This window comes from Aeromonas sp. HMWF015 (genome assembly GCF_963878965.1).
Taxonomy (GTDB): domain Bacteria; phylum Pseudomonadota; class Gammaproteobacteria; order Enterobacterales; family Aeromonadaceae; genus Aeromonas; species Aeromonas veronii.
The window spans coordinates 23,486-42,726 of sequence record NZ_CAWNZT010000371.1; the positions used below are offsets into that span (position 1 = coordinate 23,486).

The 19,241-nt window shown below is 60.3% G+C and carries 22 protein-coding genes and 1 pseudogene; 9 read left to right on the top strand and 14 right to left on the bottom strand.

Annotated features, from left to right (window positions below; genetic code table 11):
- Positions 1–309 (bottom strand): annotated as a pseudogene (locus AACS18_RS23640) (hydroxymethylbilane synthase); the annotation flags it as partial.
- Positions 310–644: 335 nt separating this feature from the next.
- On the opposite strand from AACS18_RS23640, the gene AACS18_RS19145 reads away from it, so the two are divergent.
- Positions 645–3,152, top strand: coding sequence for a class I adenylate cyclase (locus AACS18_RS19145; RefSeq protein WP_374956600.1), 2,508 nt, complete (start codon positions 645–647; stop codon positions 3,150–3,152).
- Positions 3,153–3,218: 66 nt separating this feature from the next.
- On the opposite strand, the gene AACS18_RS19150 is transcribed toward AACS18_RS19145, so the two are convergent.
- Complete coding sequence (locus AACS18_RS19150; protein ID WP_108611890.1) at positions 3,219–3,872, bottom strand: alpha/beta hydrolase; 654 nt, start codon at positions 3,870–3,872, stop codon at positions 3,219–3,221.
- The gene (gene cyaY, locus AACS18_RS19155) at positions 3,869–4,183 is read right to left on the bottom strand and encodes an iron donor protein CyaY (RefSeq protein ID WP_019444859.1); all 315 of its coding nucleotides are present in this window, start codon (positions 4,181–4,183) and stop codon (positions 3,869–3,871) included. Before cyaY ends, AACS18_RS19150 begins: the two co-directional genes overlap by 4 nt.
- A 73-nt stretch (positions 4,184–4,256) precedes the next feature.
- On the opposite strand from cyaY, the gene lptM reads away from it, so the two are divergent.
- The 6 genes from lptM to AACS18_RS19185 all read left to right on the top strand — a co-directional run bounded on the left by lptM (position 4,257) and on the right by AACS18_RS19185 (position 9,185).
- Positions 4,257–4,433, top strand: coding sequence for an LPS translocon maturation chaperone LptM (gene lptM / locus AACS18_RS19160; RefSeq protein WP_074045189.1), 177 nt, complete (start codon positions 4,257–4,259; stop codon positions 4,431–4,433).
- Between the two features lie 32 nt (positions 4,434–4,465).
- Positions 4,466–5,716: a diaminopimelate decarboxylase gene (lysA, locus tag AACS18_RS19165; protein ID WP_108611891.1), complete on the top strand. Its 1,251-nt coding sequence runs from the start codon at positions 4,466–4,468 to the stop codon at positions 5,714–5,716.
- 152 nt (positions 5,717–5,868) lie between these two features.
- Positions 5,869–6,699 carry a diaminopimelate epimerase gene (dapF, locus tag AACS18_RS19170; RefSeq protein WP_005336371.1) on the top strand — a complete coding sequence of 277 codons (831 nt, stop codon included), beginning with the start codon at positions 5,869–5,871 and terminating at the stop codon, positions 6,697–6,699.
- Positions 6,700–6,790: 91 nt separating this feature from the next.
- Complete coding sequence (locus tag AACS18_RS19175; protein WP_005336370.1) at positions 6,791–7,471, top strand: DUF484 family protein; 681 nt, start codon at positions 6,791–6,793, stop codon at positions 7,469–7,471.
- Positions 7,464–8,441, top strand: a complete 978-nt coding sequence (gene xerC, locus AACS18_RS19180) for a tyrosine recombinase XerC (protein ID WP_108611892.1) — start codon at positions 7,464–7,466, stop codon at positions 8,439–8,441. The genes AACS18_RS19175 and xerC overlap by 8 nt, the downstream gene beginning before the upstream one ends.
- A 33-nt stretch (positions 8,442–8,474) precedes the next feature.
- Complete coding sequence (locus tag AACS18_RS19185) at positions 8,475–9,185, top strand: HAD-IA family hydrolase (RefSeq protein ID WP_108611893.1); 711 nt, start codon at positions 8,475–8,477, stop codon at positions 9,183–9,185.
- 76 nt (positions 9,186–9,261) lie between these two features.
- On the opposite strand, the gene AACS18_RS19190 is transcribed toward AACS18_RS19185, so the two are convergent.
- Together AACS18_RS19190 and AACS18_RS19195 are read right to left on the bottom strand one after the other, a co-directional pair.
- Positions 9,262–9,660, bottom strand: coding sequence for an STY0301 family protein (locus AACS18_RS19190; RefSeq protein ID WP_108611894.1), 399 nt, complete (start codon positions 9,658–9,660; stop codon positions 9,262–9,264).
- A 45-nt stretch (positions 9,661–9,705) separates the two neighbouring features.
- Positions 9,706–11,232 (bottom strand): cyclic nucleotide-binding domain-containing protein, encoded by a 1,527-nt coding sequence (locus tag AACS18_RS19195; protein ID WP_043821866.1) that lies wholly within the window; start codon positions 11,230–11,232, stop codon positions 9,706–9,708.
- A gap of 145 nt (positions 11,233–11,377) precedes the next feature.
- On the opposite strand from AACS18_RS19195, the gene AACS18_RS19200 reads away from it, so the two are divergent.
- Positions 11,378–11,761: a hypothetical protein gene (locus AACS18_RS19200; protein WP_040069030.1), complete on the top strand. Its 384-nt coding sequence runs from the start codon at positions 11,378–11,380 to the stop codon at positions 11,759–11,761.
- Between the two features lie 12 nt (positions 11,762–11,773).
- Here the strand turns inward: AACS18_RS19200 and AACS18_RS19205 are convergent, their stop codons facing one another.
- Positions 11,774–12,556 (bottom strand): gamma-glutamyl-gamma-aminobutyrate hydrolase family protein, encoded by a 783-nt coding sequence (locus AACS18_RS19205; RefSeq protein ID WP_108611895.1) that lies wholly within the window; start codon positions 12,554–12,556, stop codon positions 11,774–11,776.
- 396 nt (positions 12,557–12,952) lie between these two features.
- A complete protein-coding gene (yjgA, locus tag AACS18_RS19210) occupies positions 12,953–13,477 on the bottom strand; it encodes a ribosome biogenesis factor YjgA (RefSeq protein WP_005336359.1) in 525 nt (174 codons plus the stop codon).
- 113 nt (positions 13,478–13,590) lie between these two features.
- On the opposite strand from yjgA, the gene pmbA reads away from it, so the two are divergent.
- Positions 13,591–14,934, top strand: coding sequence for a metalloprotease PmbA (gene pmbA, locus AACS18_RS19215; protein ID WP_108611896.1), 1,344 nt, complete (start codon positions 13,591–13,593; stop codon positions 14,932–14,934).
- An 87-nt stretch (positions 14,935–15,021) separates the two neighbouring features.
- Here the strand turns inward: pmbA and murA are convergent, their stop codons facing one another.
- The 7 genes from murA to AACS18_RS19250 all read right to left on the bottom strand — a co-directional run.
- Positions 15,022–16,278, bottom strand: coding sequence for a UDP-N-acetylglucosamine 1-carboxyvinyltransferase (gene murA / locus AACS18_RS19220; RefSeq protein WP_005336355.1), 1,257 nt, complete (start codon positions 16,276–16,278; stop codon positions 15,022–15,024).
- A gap of 18 nt (positions 16,279–16,296) precedes the next feature.
- Positions 16,297–16,554, bottom strand: a complete 258-nt coding sequence (ibaG, locus tag AACS18_RS19225) for a BolA family iron metabolism protein IbaG (RefSeq protein WP_005306001.1) — start codon at positions 16,552–16,554, stop codon at positions 16,297–16,299.
- Positions 16,554–16,826: an STAS domain-containing protein gene (locus AACS18_RS19230; protein WP_005336352.1), complete on the bottom strand. Its 273-nt coding sequence runs from the start codon at positions 16,824–16,826 to the stop codon at positions 16,554–16,556. The genes ibaG and AACS18_RS19230 overlap by 1 nt, the downstream gene beginning before the upstream one ends.
- Complete coding sequence (locus tag AACS18_RS19235) at positions 16,823–17,455, bottom strand: MlaC/ttg2D family ABC transporter substrate-binding protein (protein ID WP_005336350.1); 633 nt, start codon at positions 17,453–17,455, stop codon at positions 16,823–16,825. The genes AACS18_RS19230 and AACS18_RS19235 overlap by 4 nt, the downstream gene beginning before the upstream one ends.
- 2 nt (positions 17,456–17,457) lie before the next feature.
- Positions 17,458–17,955 (bottom strand): outer membrane lipid asymmetry maintenance protein MlaD, encoded by a 498-nt coding sequence (mlaD, locus tag AACS18_RS19240; RefSeq protein WP_019444849.1) that lies wholly within the window; start codon positions 17,953–17,955, stop codon positions 17,458–17,460.
- A 7-nt stretch (positions 17,956–17,962) separates the two neighbouring features.
- Positions 17,963–18,742: a lipid asymmetry maintenance ABC transporter permease subunit MlaE gene (gene mlaE / locus AACS18_RS19245; RefSeq protein WP_005336345.1), complete on the bottom strand. Its 780-nt coding sequence runs from the start codon at positions 18,740–18,742 to the stop codon at positions 17,963–17,965.
- Positions 18,742–19,241: ATP-binding cassette domain-containing protein (locus tag AACS18_RS19250; protein ID WP_146184724.1), on the bottom strand; the 500-nt coding region annotated here is incomplete at its 5' end. The genes AACS18_RS19250 and mlaE, both read right to left, overlap by 1 nt.

Here is a 19,241-nt window from a genome sequence, read left to right on the forward strand (position 1 = left end):
ATCTTCCCGTTCGCAGATGGTGTGCAGACCGAGCCCCTCGGGGAACTCCACCGGAACGTCTTTCATGGAGTGAACGGCGATATCGGCCCGTCCTTCCAGCATGGCGGTCTCCAGCTCCTTGACGAACAACCCCTTGCCACCGACCTTGGCCAGCGGGGTATCGAGGATCTTGTCACCCTGAGTGCTCATGGGCACCAGTTCGACCTGCAACTGCGGGTGCAGGGCTTCGAGCCGGTCTTTGACAAAGTTGGCCTGCCACAGGGCCAGCGGGCTCTTGCGAGTGGCAATTTTCAGGGTTCGGGCTGCCATATCAATCAGTTGTTTCATTTTTAGAAGGAAATCGATATTACCACCCTTTGCCCGGGCTTTCATGGCGGAGCCGGCAAAAGCGGGGCCAAGCTCAAAAATGCATGCTGAAAATGATTTTCATTAAGCAAGTTGTGTTGATTAATTCATTGAATATATTGAAATTTAATGATTTCCCCTGATACTTGATGTGGTCATACCAGAAATAATCTGGTGTTTAGCTGAAGGCTTGTTTACCACCGCTGTTTGCATTGTTAACATGATCACACTTTTTTGACGTATCCCCCTTTTGGTGCGTCATTTTCACTTAGGTGATAGGCAGGGCATTGCAGGAACACATGGATACGCTGGTTGCGCGTTATGACGACATTACCCGTCTCAAGACGCAACGGGCGTTAGGCCTCATGAGTCGCTATGGGCAGCAGGTATTCCAACTGCTGCCTGTCATGCTGCACTTCAATCATCCCCTGCTGCCCGGTTATGTCTCCGGTGATGTCCCTCATGGCATCTGGAGCTTCAGCGCCACCGCCGAGCAGCAAGCCTTTATCGATGACCTCTGTCGCAACGCCAACTGCCAGAGTGGTCTTGCCACCCATGATCGAGCCATTCAGGGGCTCTACTCCATGGGCAGCACCTCCTCCATCGGCCAGTGCTGTCACTCCGATCTCGATATCTGGGTCTGCCACGTGGCCGGTTTGTCGCAGGAGCGGCTCGATCTGCTGGAGCTGAAGTGCCAGCAACTCTCCAAGTGGGCCGAACAGCGCGGGGTCGATCTCAACTTCTTCCTGATCCCGGAAGACAAGTTCCGCCAGACCAACGATGCCCAGATGCAGGGGGAGAGCTGCGGCAGTGCCCAGCACCTGCTGTTGCTCGACGAGTTCTACCGCAGTGCCATGCGTATCGCGGGCAAACGCTTGATCTGGTATCTGGTGCCCACCGAGTGTGATGATCACTACGATGCGTATGTGAACGAGCTGTTCGAGAGCGGCAAGCTCAAGCAGGATGACTGGCTCGATCTCGGCAGTTTTGACCGTATTCCGGCCGAAGAGTATTTCGGCTCCGCCCTGTGGCAGCTCTACAAGGGGATCGACTCCCCCTACAAGGCGGTGCTCAAGTCGGTGCTGATGGAGGCCTACTCCCACGAGTATCCCAACACCCGCCTGCTGTCGATGATTGGTCGCGACTGGTTCCAGCACAACGAGGGGATGCACTACCGGCTCGACAACTACTGTCTGATGCTGGACAAGGTGACCAACTACCTCAAGTCCATCGGCGATATGGCGCGGCTCGATCTGGTGCGCCGCTGCTTCTACCTCAAGGTGTGCGACGGTCTCAGCCATCCCAAGGATGATCACTCCCCCGAGTGGCGTCGCGAGCAGATGAGCCAGCTGGTCTCCTACTGGGGCTGGAGTCAGGACAAACTTTATCAACTCGATCATCGCCATGAGTGGAAGATCGAAGAGGTGAAGATCGCTCACGCCGAGCTGCTGGAAGCCCTGATGCAGAGCTACCGCAACCTGATCCAGTTCGCCCGCCGCAACAACATCAGCGAGTCGATCAACCCGGAAGATATCGGCATTCTGTCGCGCAAACTCTACGCCGCGTTCGAGAGCCTGCCGGGCAAGGTGCAGCGCATCAACCTCAAGATCGCGCCGGATCTCAGCGAGCCGGATCTCAGCTTCGTGCAGGTGCCCCACGGTCGCCTCAACCGCGCCGGCTGGTACCTCTACAAACATTCGCTGGAGCCGGTGGACATCATTGGCCGCGCGCCGCTGGAGTTCAACGGTTACATCAGCAAGCTGGTCTCCTGGGCCTACTTCAACGATCTGTTGACCCCCCAGTCGCGGGTGCACCTGTTCAATCAGGGTTCGGATCTGCACATCGACAATCTGCACCAGTTCTGCCGCGATCTCTCCGGCTGCTTCCCCGAGAAGTACCCGCTGGCCACCAACCTGGCCCTCAGCCGGCCGTGCGAGATCCGCCAGCTCTCCATCTTCCTCAATCTGGAGATGGACCCGACCAGCCACTGGGTCGGTCAGGTGATCGAATTTGACGCCAATACCGTGGATGTCTTCTCGTTCGGCCGCAATCAGGAGTGTCTGGTGGGCTCGGTGGATCTGGTCTACCGCAACTCCTGGAGCGAGATCCGTACCCTGCACTTCCAGGGGGATGAAGCCGTGGTCGATGCCCTCACCACCATCCTCGGCAAGATGCATCAGGATGCCGCCGCCCCCGAGATGATCGAGGTGTTCTGCTACAGCCAGCACTTCCGCTCTCTGGTGCGCTCCCGCTTCCAGACGCTGGTGGCGGAGTGTATCGATCTGCGCCTTGCCCGCGACAAGCAGCAGCTGGTCAAGACCATGGCCCTTGGCCGCGAGAAGTACGGCATCTTCTTCGAGCGGCGCGGGGTGTCGGTGAAGAAGCTGGAAAACGCCATCGATTTTTACCGTCACATCTCCCACAACAAGCTGGATCACCTGCCGCTGCGGCTCGACAAGACCCACAGCCAGCATCTGCCGAGCATCGTCGATGCCTACGCCAGCGAAGGCTTGGTGCAGTTCTTCTTCGATACCCGTGATGCGGGCACCAACATCTATATCCTCGATGAGGCGAACCGGGTGGAGATCTACCAGCACTTTGCCGGCAACAAGGATGAACTGGTGGCGGGGGTCAACCGCTTCTACACCTCCAATCACGAGCGGTTCAGCGATGATGGGCAGTTCATCAACTTCAACCTGCCCCAGTACTACGAGATAGTACAAGTAAATGGCGAGCTGGATGTGATCCCCTATCGCAGTCAGGGCACTCTGCGCGAACAGGTGCCGCCCGCTCGAGAAGTGGGCTGACCCGTCAGTTGGAATCGCAATAAAAAACGGCCTGCAGATGCAGGCCGTTTGCTTTGCCGGAAGGGCTCACGCGCCGAGGCGGGCCAGAAGCCAGCTGCGAATGTCGCCCAGCTGCGGGCGGCAGATCTCGTGACGCATCGGGTACTCGTGCCACTCGGGGGCGAGTCCGGCGCTTTCCAGCCGGTTCTTGGCATCCCAACCGAGCGACAGGCTCACCACATCGTCATAGATGCCGTGCATGTAGCAGATGGGAAGGGCGCGAGCAGCCTCGCTCATCTCGCCGAGCAATTTGTCGGGGGCTGCCAGATAGGTGGACATGCAGAGCAGGCCCGCCAGCGTTGCCTGATAGCGCAGCGCGGTGAAGGAGGCAATCACCCCGCCCTGAGAGAAACCTGCCAGCACGATATGCTCGGGGGCAAACCCGTCGGCCACCAGCTGATCGAGCAGGGCGGCAATCTGGTCGGCCGATTCACGGACATGGGACTCCACGGCCCGCTCGGCGGGATCCTCGAAGCTCTTGATGTCGTACCAGCCGCGCATCTTGTAGCCCATGTTGATAGTGATGGGGCGCTCGGGGGCATCCGGCAGCAGGTGACGCACCGGTAGCTCGGTGGGCAGATCCAGCGCGTCCACCAGCGGGGCGAGACCGGCGCCGGAATCACCCAGCCCATGCAGCCAGATCACCGCATGACGGGCGCCCTGCGGGTGCAGGTCAATCATGGGAACACCACCTCTTCGCCCGCCTGGGCGGTGCAGGATTGGCTCAGCAGCGCCTTGAGCTCGTGGCCGAAGCGGTTGTCGATCCAGGTGTCACCCTGCAGTTCGAAGTGGAAGCCGTTCTCGCGGGTGGCGACCCAAATCTGGTGCAGTGGCTCCTGCTTGTTGATGATGACCTTGGTCTTGTTCTCGAAAGAGAGGGTCAATACGCCGCCGCTGCGTTCGCAGTCGATATCCGGATACCCCTCGTCGAGCGTGTCTTCCACATATTGGAAAAAGGCGTCGGTCAGGGCGTGATACTCGTGATCCTTCATCGGTTTATCCTGTTGCTTTTAACAATGTGAGTGCGATTATAGAGGGCCAAAAATTTTTTCGCAGCGAACCATTATGATCACCCAGTTCACCAAGTGTCTGCTTGCCACTCTTCTGTCCCTCGGGTTGGCCGCGTGCGGTCTGAAGGGGCCGCTCTATATGCCGCCCCCCGAGCAGCCACAGAGCCAGAGTACACCGCAAGCAGCACCGCCTGCGACCTCCGAGGCTGCCACCGAGGCCGCGCCGCACTAATGCCGCACCCATTCTAGGAAGGAACCGCCCCTTTGGATCACTTTAACTACGATGCCGACGGCCAGCTTCAGGCCGAGCAAACCTCGCTGCAACAGCTTGCCGAGCAGTACGGTACCCCGCTTTACGTTTACTCCCGTGCGACCCTCGAGCGCCACTGGCACGCCTTCGACAAGGCCGCTAGGGATATTCCCCATCTGATCTGCTATGCGGTGAAGGCCAACTCCAATCTGGCGCTGCTCAACCTGCTGGCCCGTCTGGGCTCGGGGTTTGACATCGTCTCTGGTGGCGAGCTGTCGCGGGTACTGGCGGCGGGCGGTGATCCGGCCAAGGTGGTTTTCTCCGGCGTGGCCAAGAGCGAAGCGGAGATGCGTCTCGCGCTTGATAAAGAGATCCTTTGTTTCAATCTGGAGTCGGAAGCCGAGCTGGAGCGCCTCAATCGGGTGGCGGGCAGCATGGGCACGAAGGCTCGCGTCTCGGTGCGGGTCAATCCGGATATCGATGCCGGTACTCACCCCTATATATCCACTGGCCTCAAGCAGAACAAGTTCGGCATTCCCATCGAGCTGGCGCCCGCCATCTATCGCAAGGCGGCCGCGATGGCGAACATCGAGATCGTCGGGGTCGATTGCCATATCGGCTCGCAACTCACTGAATTGAATCCCTTTATGGAAGCGGCTGACAAGCTGCTGCGGCTGATCGACGGTCTGGCGGCGGAAGGGATTCATATCCACCATCTGGACGTGGGCGGCGGCCTTGGGGTCAACTACGGTTCCGAGCAGCCACCCCATCCGACCGAGTATGCCGAAGCGCTGAAGCAGAAGCTGGCGGGCCGGGATCTGACCCTGCTGTTCGAGCCGGGCCGCGCCATCGTCGCCAATGCCGGCGTGCTGCTGACCCGGGTTGAGTACCTGAAACCGGGCGAGACCCGCAACTTCGCGCTGATCGATGCCGGCATGAACGACATGCTGCGCCCCTCGCTCTACGGCGCCTGGATGAACATCATCGAGGTGGATAGCCGTGCCGGCCATACCCCTGCGATCTATGACGTGGTGGGCCCGGTGTGCGAGACCGGCGACTTCCTCGGCAAGGAGCGCACCCTGGCCATTGCCGAGGGGTCGCTGCTAGCGGTGCGTTCGGCCGGAGCCTACGGCTTTACCATGTCATCCAACTACAACACCCGTCCGCGCGCAGCCGAAGTGTTGGTGGATTGTGCCGAAGCACACCTGATCCGCGAGCGGGAGCAGTTGGCCGATCTCTGGCGCGGTGAGCACCTGCTGCCCTGATGCAGTAGATAGAGATGACAGAATTTTACAGCCCTGACAGCACAGGAGTGCGCGATGTGTACAGATTGTTCCAGGATGCATGGGGCTGTGGCCAATGACTTCATAGTGGTTGATGGTGAGTATTTACAGCCCTAACAGCACAGGAATGCACGATGTTGATAGATTTTTCCAAGATGCATGGCTTGGGCAACGACTTCATGGTGGTGGATGGCGTCACCCAGAAGGTATTTTTCAGCAATGACGTCATCAAGAAGCTGGCAGATCGCCACTTCGGGATCGGCTTTGATCAGCTGCTGCTGGTGGAGCCGCCCTATGACCCTGAACTCGACTTTCACTATCGCATTTTCAATGCCGATGGCAGCGAGGTGGAGCAGTGTGGCAACGGTGCCCGCTGTTTTGCCCGTTTCGTGCGTCTCAAGGGGTTGATCAACCGGGATCGCATCGCGGTCAGTACCGCCCGGGGTCGCATCGTGTTGCAGCTGGAGGGGGAGAATCAGGTCACGGTCAACATGGGGGTGCCCCAGTTTGAGCCGGGCAAGATCCCGTTCCGGGCCCAGAAGGCAGAGAAAACCTATCTGCTGCGGGCGCAGGAGCATACCGTGATGTGTGGCGTGGTCTCCATGGGCAATCCCCACTGCGTCATTGAGGTGCCTTCGGTCGCCGATGCACCGGTCGAGACGCTCGGTGCCATCATGGAGCGCCACGAACGTTTTCCCGAGCGGGTCAACGTCGGTTTCATGGAGATGGTCAATGCCACCGAGATCAAGCTGCGGGTGTTCGAGCGGGGCTGTGGCGAGACCCTGGCCTGCGGCACCGGTGCCTGTGCGGCGGCGGTGATTGGCATCAGTCAGGGCAAGCTCAAGGAGCGGGTCACCGTCAGTCTGCCGGGCGGCAAGCTGACCATCGCCTGGAAGGGGCCGGGCCAGCCGGTCTATATGACAGGTCCCGCCGAACATGTGTTTGACGGCCAGATAGAGGTTTAGCCGATAAAGGTTCAGGTACGGGGGGCGTTGGCCCCCTTTGCCCATGATGTCGGGGCAGCGAGCCCCATTTCTCTGATGGATCAACCAATTTATGAGCGAACTCAAACGGCAGGAGCAATCGGTGGATGAAGCCACTGTGCTGGAGTACCTGGCCCGTTATCCCGAGTTTTTCCAACGCCATGCCGCCGTGCTGGACCGGATCCGCATTCCCCATGAACGCAAAGGGTCGGTCTCGCTGGTCGAGCGCCAGCTGGAGCGTCAGCGCGAGCGGATCGAACAGCTGGAGCAGGAGATCACCGAATTGATGGGGATCGCCAGCGAGAACGAGCGGATCTTCCGGGTCTATGCCGATCTCTACGGCGAGCTGTACGGTTGCCAGACCCTGTTCGAGGTGAGTGCCGTGATGGGCAAGGCCTTTGTCCAGCGGCTGCGCCTGACCGGGTTGCGACTCTGGCTCAACCCCAAGAAGTTTGCCCTGAGCGGGCCCGAGCAGCGCTTTCTGGCACAGGGCAAGCAGCTCGAATCACTGCTGGGTCAGCGTCTGCCGGGGCAGGATTACTACTTTGGCCGCCTGAGCCAGAGCGAGAAGCAGGCACTGTTTGGCCATGATGTGCTGGTCAACTCGGTGGCCCTGATGCGGCTCGGCGATCTCGGCGTGCTGGCCTTCGCCAGCTCGGATCCCGGCCACTTTACTCCCCATAACGACACCCTGCTGCTGGGCCAACTGGGGCGCCTGCTGCAACTGCGTCTGCCCGAGTTGACTCATGGCTAGAACACCGGCCAAGTCGCCCGCCAAAGCTCCCGTCGTCGCACCGCCACTGCCTCCTGCACTGGCGGACGAGCTGGCGGCCTTTATCGAATACCTGAGGGTCGAGCGTCAGCTCAGCCCTCATACCCGCAATAACTATCAAGCCCATCTGGAGGCGATGACCGCCGAGCTGGTGGCCCAGGGGCTCACTGACTGGGGTCGGCTCGAGGCGAGTCAGGTACGCACTCTGGTGACCCGGATGCACAAGGCGGGCCTTGCTCCTCGTTCCCTTTCCACCAAGGTCTCTGCCCTGCGCAGCTTTTGCGACTGGCAGGTGCGGCAGGGGCGGCTGACAGCCAATCCGGCCCGTGGCATCGTCACCCCCAAACAGGGGCGGCCGCTGCCGAAAAACCTCGATGTGGACGAGATGCACCAGCTGCTCAACATCACCGACGAGCAGGATCCGCTGGCGGTGCGGGATCGCGCCATCATGGAGCTGATGTACTCTTCAGGGCTGCGTCTGGCCGAGCTGGTGGGGATCAATCTGGTGGATCTGAAGCTCGACGACCGCCAGCTCAAGGTGACCGGCAAGGGCTCACGGGAGCGGGTGCTGCCCATCGGCCGGATGGCGGTCGAGTGGCTGCAGAAGTGGCTCAAGGTGCGCCCGCTGCTGGCCGGGGACGAGAGCGAGGCGCTGTTTGTCTCCAGCCGCAAGCAGCGGCTGTCGGCCCGTTCGGTGCAAGCCCGCCTCGATGGCTGGGGCAACAAGCAGGCGCTCAACGCCCACGTCCATCCCCACAAGCTGCGCCACAGCTTCGCCACCCATATGCTGGAGTCTTCCGGCGATCTGCGGGCGGTTCAGGAGCTGCTGGGACACGCCGACCTCTCCACCACCCAGATCTATACCCACCTCGACTTCCAGCATCTGGCCAAGGTTTACGACAGCGCCCACCCCAGGGCCAAGCGTGACCCTGATGCGCAGGACGATGAATAACGGGCCATGAGCCCCCGTTGCAGAGGAGAGTCCATGCACTTCTATCGCCGTTGGCAGCCGGTTGCTGCCATCTCGTTTGACCTCGATGACACCCTCTATGACAACGGCCCCGCCATCGTGCGGGCCGAGCAGTGGATGCTGAGCCATCTGCGCAGCGAATATCTGGCCACCGCCATGCTCGACAAGCCACGCTGGCTGGAGTTAAAACGCGCGGTGTTGCTGGCCAACCCCGGGCTGCGCCACGATGTCAGTCTGGCGCGCCAGCAGACCATCCGTACCGCCATGGTCGAGGGGGGGATGGCCGACCAGCAGGCCAGTCGCGAGGCGGAGCAGGTCTTTGCTGCGTTTCTGGCAGAGCGCTCGAAGATCGATGTGAGCGAGTCCACTCATCAGCTGCTGGCCAGATTGGCCGAACGCTATCCGCTGGTGGTCATCACCAACGGCAATCTGGATCTGGCGCAGGCAGGGCTGAATTGCTACTTCACGCTGGTCTGCAAGGCGGGGGCGGGCGCCAGGATGAAACCGGCACCGGATATGTTTGAGCAGACCCGCAGCGCCCTCAAGCTGCCAGCGGAGCGGATCCTCCATGTGGGGGATCATCCCGAGACCGATGTGCTGGGGGCCCGTTTGCACGGCTTTCGCGCCGCCTGGCTCAACGAACGGCAGCAACCGTGGCAACAGCTGCAACTGTTGCCGGATGTGGAGCTGACGGCTCTGGAGGATCTGGCCGAGCTGCTGCTCTGATGGCGCTGGCGGGTGGCCCGGCTCAGGCGGTAATGGCTGTCAGCGAATAGCGATATATGGCAAGGGGTTACGCCCGCTATTTGCGACAAACCAGCCCGATCAGGGTGTAGCGGTCGCGCTGGTTGACGCGGCAGTAACTGATGCCGACGGGCAGCGCCTGCTGCAGGGTGATGGCGCTGTTCTGATAGCGGCAGACCAGATAGAGCGGGCGCAGGCTGCTATCGAGCTGGCTCCAGTAGTGGATCTCGTCGCTGTCGCCATTATCCGGTTTGAGTTGGGCTAGTTCGGCAGGATCTCCGTCGAACAGGGCCAGATTATCGAGCCGGTGGCTGAGGGTTTCGTCCGGTTTGCCATCGTCATTGCGAGTGAACGCCTGCCAGCCCTGCTGCGGAGTCAGCAGCTGCTGGCGAGTCTCGATGGTGGCGGGACAATCAAATTGCAGGCTGGCGGCAAGGGCCAGGGTGGTCAGTAACATGGCTGCGGTTCTCTCTTCACGTCCTCAATACGATGCCATGCTACGTCATCTTCCGCCGAACAGCTTCATCAGCTTATCAAGCAGGTCAAGCTGTTGTGGTGGTTGCTTCATGGCTTCCGCTTCCCGCTCCAGCAGCGCCTGCTGCTCCTGCTGGCGGTCGCTCAGCACCCGGTAGAGGGGCTCGACCAGCGCCTCGCGCTGCATCACCAGCTCCTGAAACATTGCCTGATTGATGCGATAGGTTTCGACGGTGGCCACCGCCCGTACCGTGAAGGAGCTGGGCTCGCCGGTGAGCAGACTCAGTTCGCCAAAAAAGTCTCCCGCGTTGAGCGTACCAAGCTTCAGCTCTCGCCCTTCGACATTGACCACCATCTCGGCCTCCCCTTTGACCAGCACGAACAGCCAGCTGGAGACATCCCCCTGCTCCAGCATGATGTCGCCGCTGACGAAGGGGGCGAACTTCACCTGATCGGCCAGCTGAAGCAGCTCGTTCTCCTGCAACATGGCAAACAGCGGCAGCTTGCGCAGGGTATCGGTTCGTTCGGCGGTGTGGCGCTTGTGGCGGGCATCCAGATGCTGCTTCTCCTTGGCCATAAAGACGTTGAAGATCGGCGGGGTGAGGCGGCGATCGTTGCGGCGCAGGGCGGCATCGATCAGGCTGCGCACCATGGAGTCGGTCGGATCGTCGCGAGCCAGGTCAGTGAGCCAGTAGCGCACCGCATAGCGGGCGATGCCCCCTTCGACATTCATCAGCAGGCAGTCCGGTTGCGGATGCTTGGCGACGCAGGGGAGCTTGGTCTCCCGCAGGGATTTCTCGATCAGCGCGATGATCTGGGTCGGCAGGGTATCCAGGGTCAGATCGAACCAGACCCAGCGCCGCCACTGCAAGGGTTCGCCACGGCGACGCCCGAGCACGGTGAAGCGCTGTTTGAGCAGATGGCTGTTGGGGATGACGACTGTCTCCCAGTTGCGGGTCTCGATGGTGGTGGCACGCCAGTTGATCTCCACCACCCGGCCCTGGGTGGTATCCACTTGCAGCCAGTCACCGATGGCGATGGAGTTGTCGAGCTGAATGGAGACCCCGGCCAACAGGTTGCCCAGGGTGTCCTGCATGGCGAAGGCGATGACCGCAGTGATTACCGCCGAGGTGGTGACTATCTCCCCGAGCGCCATGCCGGAGGCGTAGAGGCGAAACAGACCCCAGCCGATATAGCCGATGGTGATGACGATATCGGCGATGATCCGCGGGATCCGCACATGGCAGAGGGGGAGCAGAAACTCGAACAGCAGGATCCCCCATATCTTGACCAGTATCAGGCCGGCCAGCAGGGTGGAGATCTCGATCAGCAATTGATGGGGCAGCGGTAGTTTGAACCAGCCCCCCTCCAGCTGGATCAGCAGGATCACCACCGCGCTTATCATCACGAAACTGAGCTCGGAGAGCAGCTCCCGTCGCTGTCCCGGACGACGCCAGAAGTGGATCAGCATCAGGGAGAGGGTGAGCAGGGTCCAGAACGGGTGTTCGCCAATCCAGATCAGCGTCGGTAGCGCGGTGAGGTTTTCGCCAGCCATAGCAGCACCTTATTGTGGTTTTATTTCCAGCATAGCTGCTGCGGCGCGGGGAAATGGTGCGTTGGGGCGGCTATTTATTTATCCTGTGCAGAACCGGGCAAAGGAGTGCGATTGAGTGAAATTTTCAAAGAAAATCATCTGTTTGATGGCTCTGTTGCCATTGGCGGGCTGCGACCTGCTGGCCGAGAAGTATCGGGTCGAATTCCGGGATGGCTCCTGGCGTGAAATAGCCATTACCCCCTTCTCCAGCGAGGCGCGCTGGCGTGAGGGGTGTGCCACCGGCGAGGTGCTGAGCGACATGAAGGTGCCCATCAAGCGGGGTGACACGGTCAATGGCCGCGAGCAGTTGCTGATCGGCGGCGAGAAGTTCGAGCTGGATGACAACAACCTCTACCGCAGCAACGGCATGGTGTTTGGTCATTCGCCTGACCATATCCAGCGCGGGCTCAAGGGGATGGATATCTGTCGCACCTTGCGCCCCGAGCGGGGTGGACTGCCCAAGCTCAAGGCGCGCGGGTTTGGCGACTGAATCGATGAGGGATTAACTCGTTGCCATCAATGCACAGCGCTGGCGGCAGGCATCGCCAAAGGCTTGAAAGATCTTGATGGAGTGGGGATTTTCATTGGCTTTCCACTCCGGATGCCACTGCACTGCCAGCAAAAAGGGTGACAGTGCGGGGGCATGAAGTGCCTCGATCAGCCCATCTTCTGCGTGGGCCAACGGCTCCAGACCCTTCCCCAACCGGTTGATGCCCTGTCCATGCAGGGAGTTGACCGGAATCTGTTCTTCCCCCATCAGTTCGGCAAACCAGCTGCCCGGCAGCAGTTTGATCTGATGGCTTGGCCCATACTGCTCGTCGACCGGATCGTCGGCATCCTCCCGGTGATCGTCATAACCCGGCTCGTTATAGACCTTCTGATGGATGTCTCCCCCCAGCGCCACGTTGATCTCCTGCATTCCGCGGCAGATACCGAGGATCGGCAAGCCACGGGCGAGCGCCCCCTTGATGAGGGGCAGATCGAACAGGTCGCGAGCCCTGTCTTGCTGTTTTTCCGGCGTGAGGTTCTCCTGGCCGTAGAGGGCCGGATCGATATTGGAACCTGCACCACTCAGATAGACCCCATCGGCGAGATCCAGATACTGCTCCAGATCGGTGGTGCCGCAGCAGGTGGGCACCAGCAGCGGGACGCAGCCGCTTATCTCCACCAGCGGCATGATGTATTTGTGGGTCATCACCTGATAGGCGTGGCCGTTGCGGGGCTGGGCGCCCATGGTCATCAGCACGACAGGTTTACGGGGAGCGGGAGGCTGGGGATTTGGCATAGGGCACCTTGATTATCCTTGGCGTTGAAGTCTCATCCTGCGCCTTGGGCAGGCCCTTGCAAACCGGCAGGGCAAGGGCATGCCTCAAGGCATGGTCATGGGATCCCGTGTCGGGCCGGGTGGCAGAATCGTTGGTCAGCCTGGGCAGCGACAGCCTGGATCCTCTCTTCAGTCTGCCAAGGCCGTTCAATATGTCAAACAAAATGATGCCAAGTTGTTAACGAATTTGTCTTGAACTGCTCTGAAGCGGCGATTTAACGGGGCTGTTGAGATGAGCCGTTATGGTTTGGGTAGCAAAATGGTGGATATATTAAACGCGCAGGGATGGCGGGGGATGTGGAGAGGAAAAGGCATCAAGATAAACACGCCTCCGCGAGGGGAGGCGTGTTTCGGGGATCACAGCAGGTCTTCGATCTCGCCGCGCAGATACTGGTACATCTCGCGATAGGCGACCGGCGGTTTGTTCAGCTCCCGCTCCTTGTTGGCGGAGCGGATCAGCTGGCGCAGCTTCTGGCGATCCAGCTCGTGGAACTGGGACATCAGCTCGTTGAGGGCGCTGTCACCTTCGGTGATCAGACGCTCGCGCCACTGCTCCAGCCGATGCAGGCGGGCATTCACGGTGGAGTGACGGTTCTTGATGATAGAGAGCGCTTCGGCAATCGGCTCGATATCGCGGCTGCGCATCAGGCGGCCGATGAACTGCAGATGGCGACGGAAGGACTCATCCTTCTTCGGCTTGAGTTTGCGACCCAGCTCGACAGCTTCTGCAAGCTCTTCATCCAACGGGATTTTTTCCAGCTCGCTGTGGCTGAGGGAGACGATCTCCTCCCCCATTTTCTGCAATGCTTCGGCATCGCGCTTGAGCTGGCTCTTGCTGGGGCCCCAGTCTTCGAACTCGTTGTCGTCTTGATATTGACTCATCGGTCTCTTGATTCCTGTCATTCACGTTTGGCTGATATGTTACCAGCTTCTCCCGCTGGGCGCAGGGGTCTGATATGCTTACCCCCTTTCCTTCTTTCATACAGATGTGAGTTATGGATCAGCAAGACCAAATCTGCCAGGATCAAGCCCATCTCGAGGCCGTGGTTGCCGAAGCCCTGGAGATAGCCAAAGGACTGGGCGCCTCGCTGGCCGAAGTCTCCATCAGCAAGCAGACCGGGTTGTCGGTGAACACTCGGGGTTGTGAACTGGAAAGCATTGAATTCAATAAGGATGGTGCTCTCGGTATCGCCGTCTATCGCGATGGTTGCAAGGGATCTTCCTCGACCACCGATCTGAGCAAACCCGCCATTCGTGCCGCCGTTGAAGCGGCCATCGAGATTGCCCGCCACACCTCGGCCGATGATTGCGCCGGTCTGGCGGACGCCGAGCTGCTGGCCTGGGATGCCCCCGATCTACAACTGTGCCACCAAATCGAACTGGATCCCCAGCGCGGCATCGAGCTGGCCATCGAGTGCGAACGGCTGGCGCTTGGTCGCGATGCCCGCATCAAGCACTCCGACGGTGCCGGTTTCTCCAGCCATCTCGGCATCAAGGTCTATGGCAACAGCCATGGCTTCGTCAAAGGTTATGCGGCGTCGCGCAACTCGCTGAGCTGTGTGCTGATCGGCGAGCAGGATGGCGATATGCAGCGTGATTACGGCTACTCCTCCAGCCGTACCCTCGACGGGTTGTGGAGCCCGCAGCGCATTGCCGACGAAGCCGTTGAGCGTACCGTCTCCCGCCTCGGCGCCCGCAAGATTTCTACCCGTCATGCGCCTGTGCTGTTCCACCCTGACACAGCCTCCGGTCTGTGGGGCCATCTGGTGATGGCCATCAGCGGTGGCAACCTCTATCGCAAGTCGAGCTTCCTGCTCGACAAATTGGGCAAGCAGATCCTGCCCGAGTGGCTCACCATTCAGGAGTTCCCCCACCTGCTTGGTGGGCTTGCCAGTACCCCGTTCGATGGGGAAGGGGTGCGTACCCGCGACATGGATATCATCCGTAACGGCGAGCTGATGAGCTGGCTGCTTACCTCCTACTCTGCGCGCAAGCTGGGGTTGACCACCACGGGTCACGCCGGTGGCATCCACAACTGGCAGGTCTCCAATACCGGCCAGGATTTTCAGGGCATGCTGAAAGAGATGGGCACCGGTCTGCTGGTGACCGAGCTGATGGGGCAGGGGGTCAATATCGTCAATGGCGACTACTCCCGCGGCGCTGCCGGTTTCTGGGTCGAGAATGGCGAAATAGCCTATCCGGTCGAGGAGATCACCATCGCCGGCAATCTGGCCGAGATGTTCAGCCATATCGTGGCGGTAGGTCGTGACGAGGATGAGCGCTCCAGTCTCAAGACCGGCTCGGTGCTGGTAGAGAATATGAAGCTGGCGGGCCACTGATCCCGGTTTCAACAGAACCGAAACCATGAAAAAGGCCCCCTCGCCAACGCGAGGGGGCCTTTTTATCGGCTAGCGATCAGTGGGCTATCAGCCCTTGATGCGCTCGATGCGGCCACCCAGACCCTGCAGCTTCTGCTCGATATCTTCGTAGCCACGGTCGATGTGATAGATACGGTCGACGATGGTGGAGCCTTCGGCCACGAAGCCGGCCAGCACCAGACTGGCGGAGGCGCGCAGATCGGTCGCCATCACCTGGGCACCCTTGAGCTGCTCGGTGTCACGGCAGATAGCCACATTGCCCTGCAGTTCGATGTCTGCACCCATACGTACCAGTTCGGGAACGTGCATGAAGCGGTTCTCGAAGATGGTCTCGGTGACCATGCCGGTGCCTTTGGCGACGGCGTTCAGCACAGTGAACTGTGCCTGCATGTCGGTCGGGAAGGCCGGGTAGGGGGCAGTCTTGATGGTGACCGGCTTGAGGGTGCGGCCAGTCATGTCGAGGGTGATCCAGTCTTCACCCTTCTCAATCAGGGCGCCAGCCTCTTCCAGCTTGACCAGTACCGCTTCCAGCAGGGTCGGGTCGGTCTTGCGGCAGGTGATCTTGCCGCCGGTGACCGCTGCGCCCACCAGGAAGGTACCGGTTTCGATGCGGTCAGGCTGCACGCTGTAGTTGCCGCCGTGCAGACGCTCGACACCGTCGATGGTCAGGGTGTCGGTGCCCGCGCCCTGGATCTTGGCACCCAGGGTATTGAGGAAGTTGGCCAGATCGACCACTTCCGGCTCGCGCGCGGCGTTTTCGATCACAGTGCGGCCATCAGCCAGGGTGGCGGCCATCATCAGGTTTTCGGTACCGGTCACGGAGACCATATCCATCAGGATGTGGGCGCCTTTCAGGCGGCCATCGACACGAGCCTTGATGTAGCCATCTTCGATGGTGATCTTGGCGCCCATCAGCTCCAGGCCGTGGACGTGCAGGTTGACCGGACGGGCACCGATGGCGCAGCCGCCGGGCAGGGAGACGTCAGCCGCGCCGAAACGGGCAGCCAGCGGGCCCAACGCCAGAATGGAGGCGCGCATGGTTTTCACCAGCTCGTAGGGAGCGACATGGTTGTTCACCGCACCTGTCAGCACGGTGACGTTGCCGTTGACCTTGGTGGTGGCGCCCAGCATCTCCAGCAGCTTGATGGTGGTGCCCACATCTTTCAGGCGCGGCACGTTGGAGAGGTGTACCTCTTCATCACAGAGCAGGGTCGCGAACAGGATCGGCAGCGCGGCGTTTTTGGCGCCGGAGATGGTCACTTCGCCGTTGAGAGTACAACGACCATCGATTTTGAATTTGTCCATTTTTACTTCGTTACCAAATCAGGAGGGCAATAGGAATTTACGTTCGCGTTTCCACTCGGCGTCGGTGAACGCCTTGATGGAGAGGGCGTGAATGGCGTTGCTGGCGATCTTGTCCATCAGCGGGGCATAGATGGCCTGCTGCTTCTTGACCCGGCTCATGCCGTCAAACATGTCACCGACGGCGATCACTTGGTAGTGACTACCGTCCCCTTTGACATGGACTTCGGACAATGGCAGAGCCTCAAGGAGTATCGCTTCAATTTCAGAGACTTGCATTATGCGTCCTCAGTTGTGAGCGGGGTTGACTGAAACAGCCCGGCCACCCCGTAGAGGTTGGCCAGGGTATAGAAATCACTGGAGGCGCCCACCAGTTGCGGTGTGGCGCCTCGCGCTAATACAGCTTTGGCCCATTTGACCAGCAGGGCCAGTCCGGCAGAGTCGAGGGTGGTGACGCCGCCGAGCTCAAGCTGGTCGTCCTGCCACCATTCGGCGCGGCGTTGCCACAGGTCATTGACCTGTGGCGCCTGCAGCTCACCGCTGAGGGTCATGGTTTGAGTACCAGCGGCTTGGCGTTGTGCTCGCGCAACTGGGCGATCACCGCATCGATGCCGTTCTGGCGGATCAAACCGCCGAGCTCGCTCTGCTTGGCGGAGAGCAGGCTGATCCCCTCGGCCACCATGTCGAAGGCTTTCCATTCGCCGGTCTTGTTGTTCTTGCGCAGCTTGAACTCGAGGAAGATGTCCGGCTTGCCGGCCTCTTTCACGCTGACGTTGACGGCGGTGATATTGCCGCTGGGAGCTTTGCCCGGCTCGACCTTGACGGTCTGCTTGTCAAAATGGGCCAGCGCATCGGCGTAGGAGCTCACCATGTACTCGGTAAACACCTCGACGAAGGCATTGCGCTGCGCTTCGGTGGTTTCTTTAATCTGGTTGCCAAGCACCTTGTAGGCGGCGAAGCGGTTGTCCACATAGGGCAGCAGCTCTTCGCGGATGATCACCCGCAGGTGATCCGGATTGCTTTTCACCTGGGCTTGATCGGCTTTCAGGCGGGCAAAGGTCTGCTTGGCAGCCTGATCCACCAGCGCGTTGGGGTCGGTGGCATCGACTGCGGCCTGGGCAGACAGTGAAAAGAGCATGCTGGTCATCAGGCCCAGCAGCAGGGCGATTTTCTTGAACATGGTTACTCCTTCTTGCTGTCTGATTTGCTGTCGGAGGATTGGCTGTAGAGGAACTTGCCAATCAGATCTTCCAGTACGATGGCGGATTTGGTGTCTTCAATCAGGTCGCCATCCTTGAGCATCTCGGTGCCCATCTCCTCATCGCTGAAGCCGGGGGCCAGACCGATGTACTGCTCGCCGAGCAGACCGGAGGTGAGGATGGAGAGAGAGCTGGTATCGGCAAACTGGCCAGCGCTCTTTTGCATCATCAGGGTCACTTCGGGCACCTGGGTTTTCGGGTCCAGTACGATGTCGCTGACCCGACCGACCACCACGCCGCCGACCTTGACCGGCGAACGGACTTTCAGGCCGCCGATATTATCGAAATGCGCGCGCAGGGTATAGGTTTCTCCTTCCGGTTTGAAGCTCAAACCGGCCACTTGCAGGGCCAGTGCCAGAATGGCACCGATGCCAGCCAGCATGAAGGTGCCGACCAGGAATTCTACTTTGCTGAACTTCATCTTTACCTTATCCAAACATGACTGCAGTGAGTATAAAATCCAGGCCGAGCACGGCGAGGGATGAGTGGACCACGGTACGGGTCGTGGCCTGACTGATCCCGGCCGAGGTCGGCTTGGCATCATAGCCGTTAAAGAGCGCAATCCAGGTGACCACCAGGGCAAAAATCAGGCTCTTGATGGCGCCCTGCATGATATCTTCATGCCAGTCGACGGAGGCCTGCATGGCAGACCAGAAGCCCCCTTCGTCCACGCCGAGCCAGTCCACGCCAACCAGCTTGCCGCCGAAGATGCCGATCAGGCTGAACATAAAGGCCAGCAATGGCATGCTGATGACGCCAGCCCAGAAGCGGGGGGCGACCACCCGGCGCAGCGGGTCGACCGCCATCATCTCGAGGCTTGAAAGCTGCTCGGTGGCCTTCATCAGGCCAATTTCAGCGGTCAGGGCCGAACCGGCTCGGCCGGCAAACAGCAGTGCCGTGACCACAGGACCCAGCTCCCGCAGCAGGGAGAGGGAGACCAGCGGTCCCAGACTCTGCTCGGCGCCGAAATCCTTCAATACGTTGTAACCCTGCAGCGAGAGCACCATGCCGATGAACAGGCCTGAGACCAGAATGATGGCCACCGACTGTACGCCCACCACATACAACTGTTGGACAAGCAGCGGGAAGTGCTTGCGCGGTTCGGGTTTGCCCGCCAGCGCATGGAACAACATGATGGTGGCGCGACCGACGGAGCTGATAAACCGCACTCCGACCCGCCCCAGCTTGCTTATTTGACTTATCAACATCAGAGATCCTGTAGCAGATCGCCTGCCGGAAAATGAAACGGAACAGGACCATCGGGCAATCCTTTGAGGAACTGCTCGACTTCGGGATTGTGCTCCTCGCGCAGCTGATCCGGCGTACCGTGTGCCACCACCTTGCGATTGGCAATGATGTAGGCGTAATCGGCGATGCTCAGCACCTCTTTCACATCGTGGGTGACGATGACTGAGGTGATACCGAGGGCATCATTCAGCTCCTTGATCAGCTTGACCAGCACCGCCATGGTGATGGGGTCCTGCCCGACGAACGGCTCGTCATACATGATGAGGTCGGGGTCAAGGGCGATGGCTCGAGCCAGCGCCGCCCGGCGCGCCATGCCGCCGGAGAGCTCGGAGGGCATCAGTTTCGCCGCGCCGCGCAAGCCCACCGCCTGCAGCTTCATCATGACGATGGTGTGGATCAGCTCCTCCGGCAGGCCGGAGTGCTCCCGCAGCGGGAAGGCCACGTTGTCGTAGACCGTCA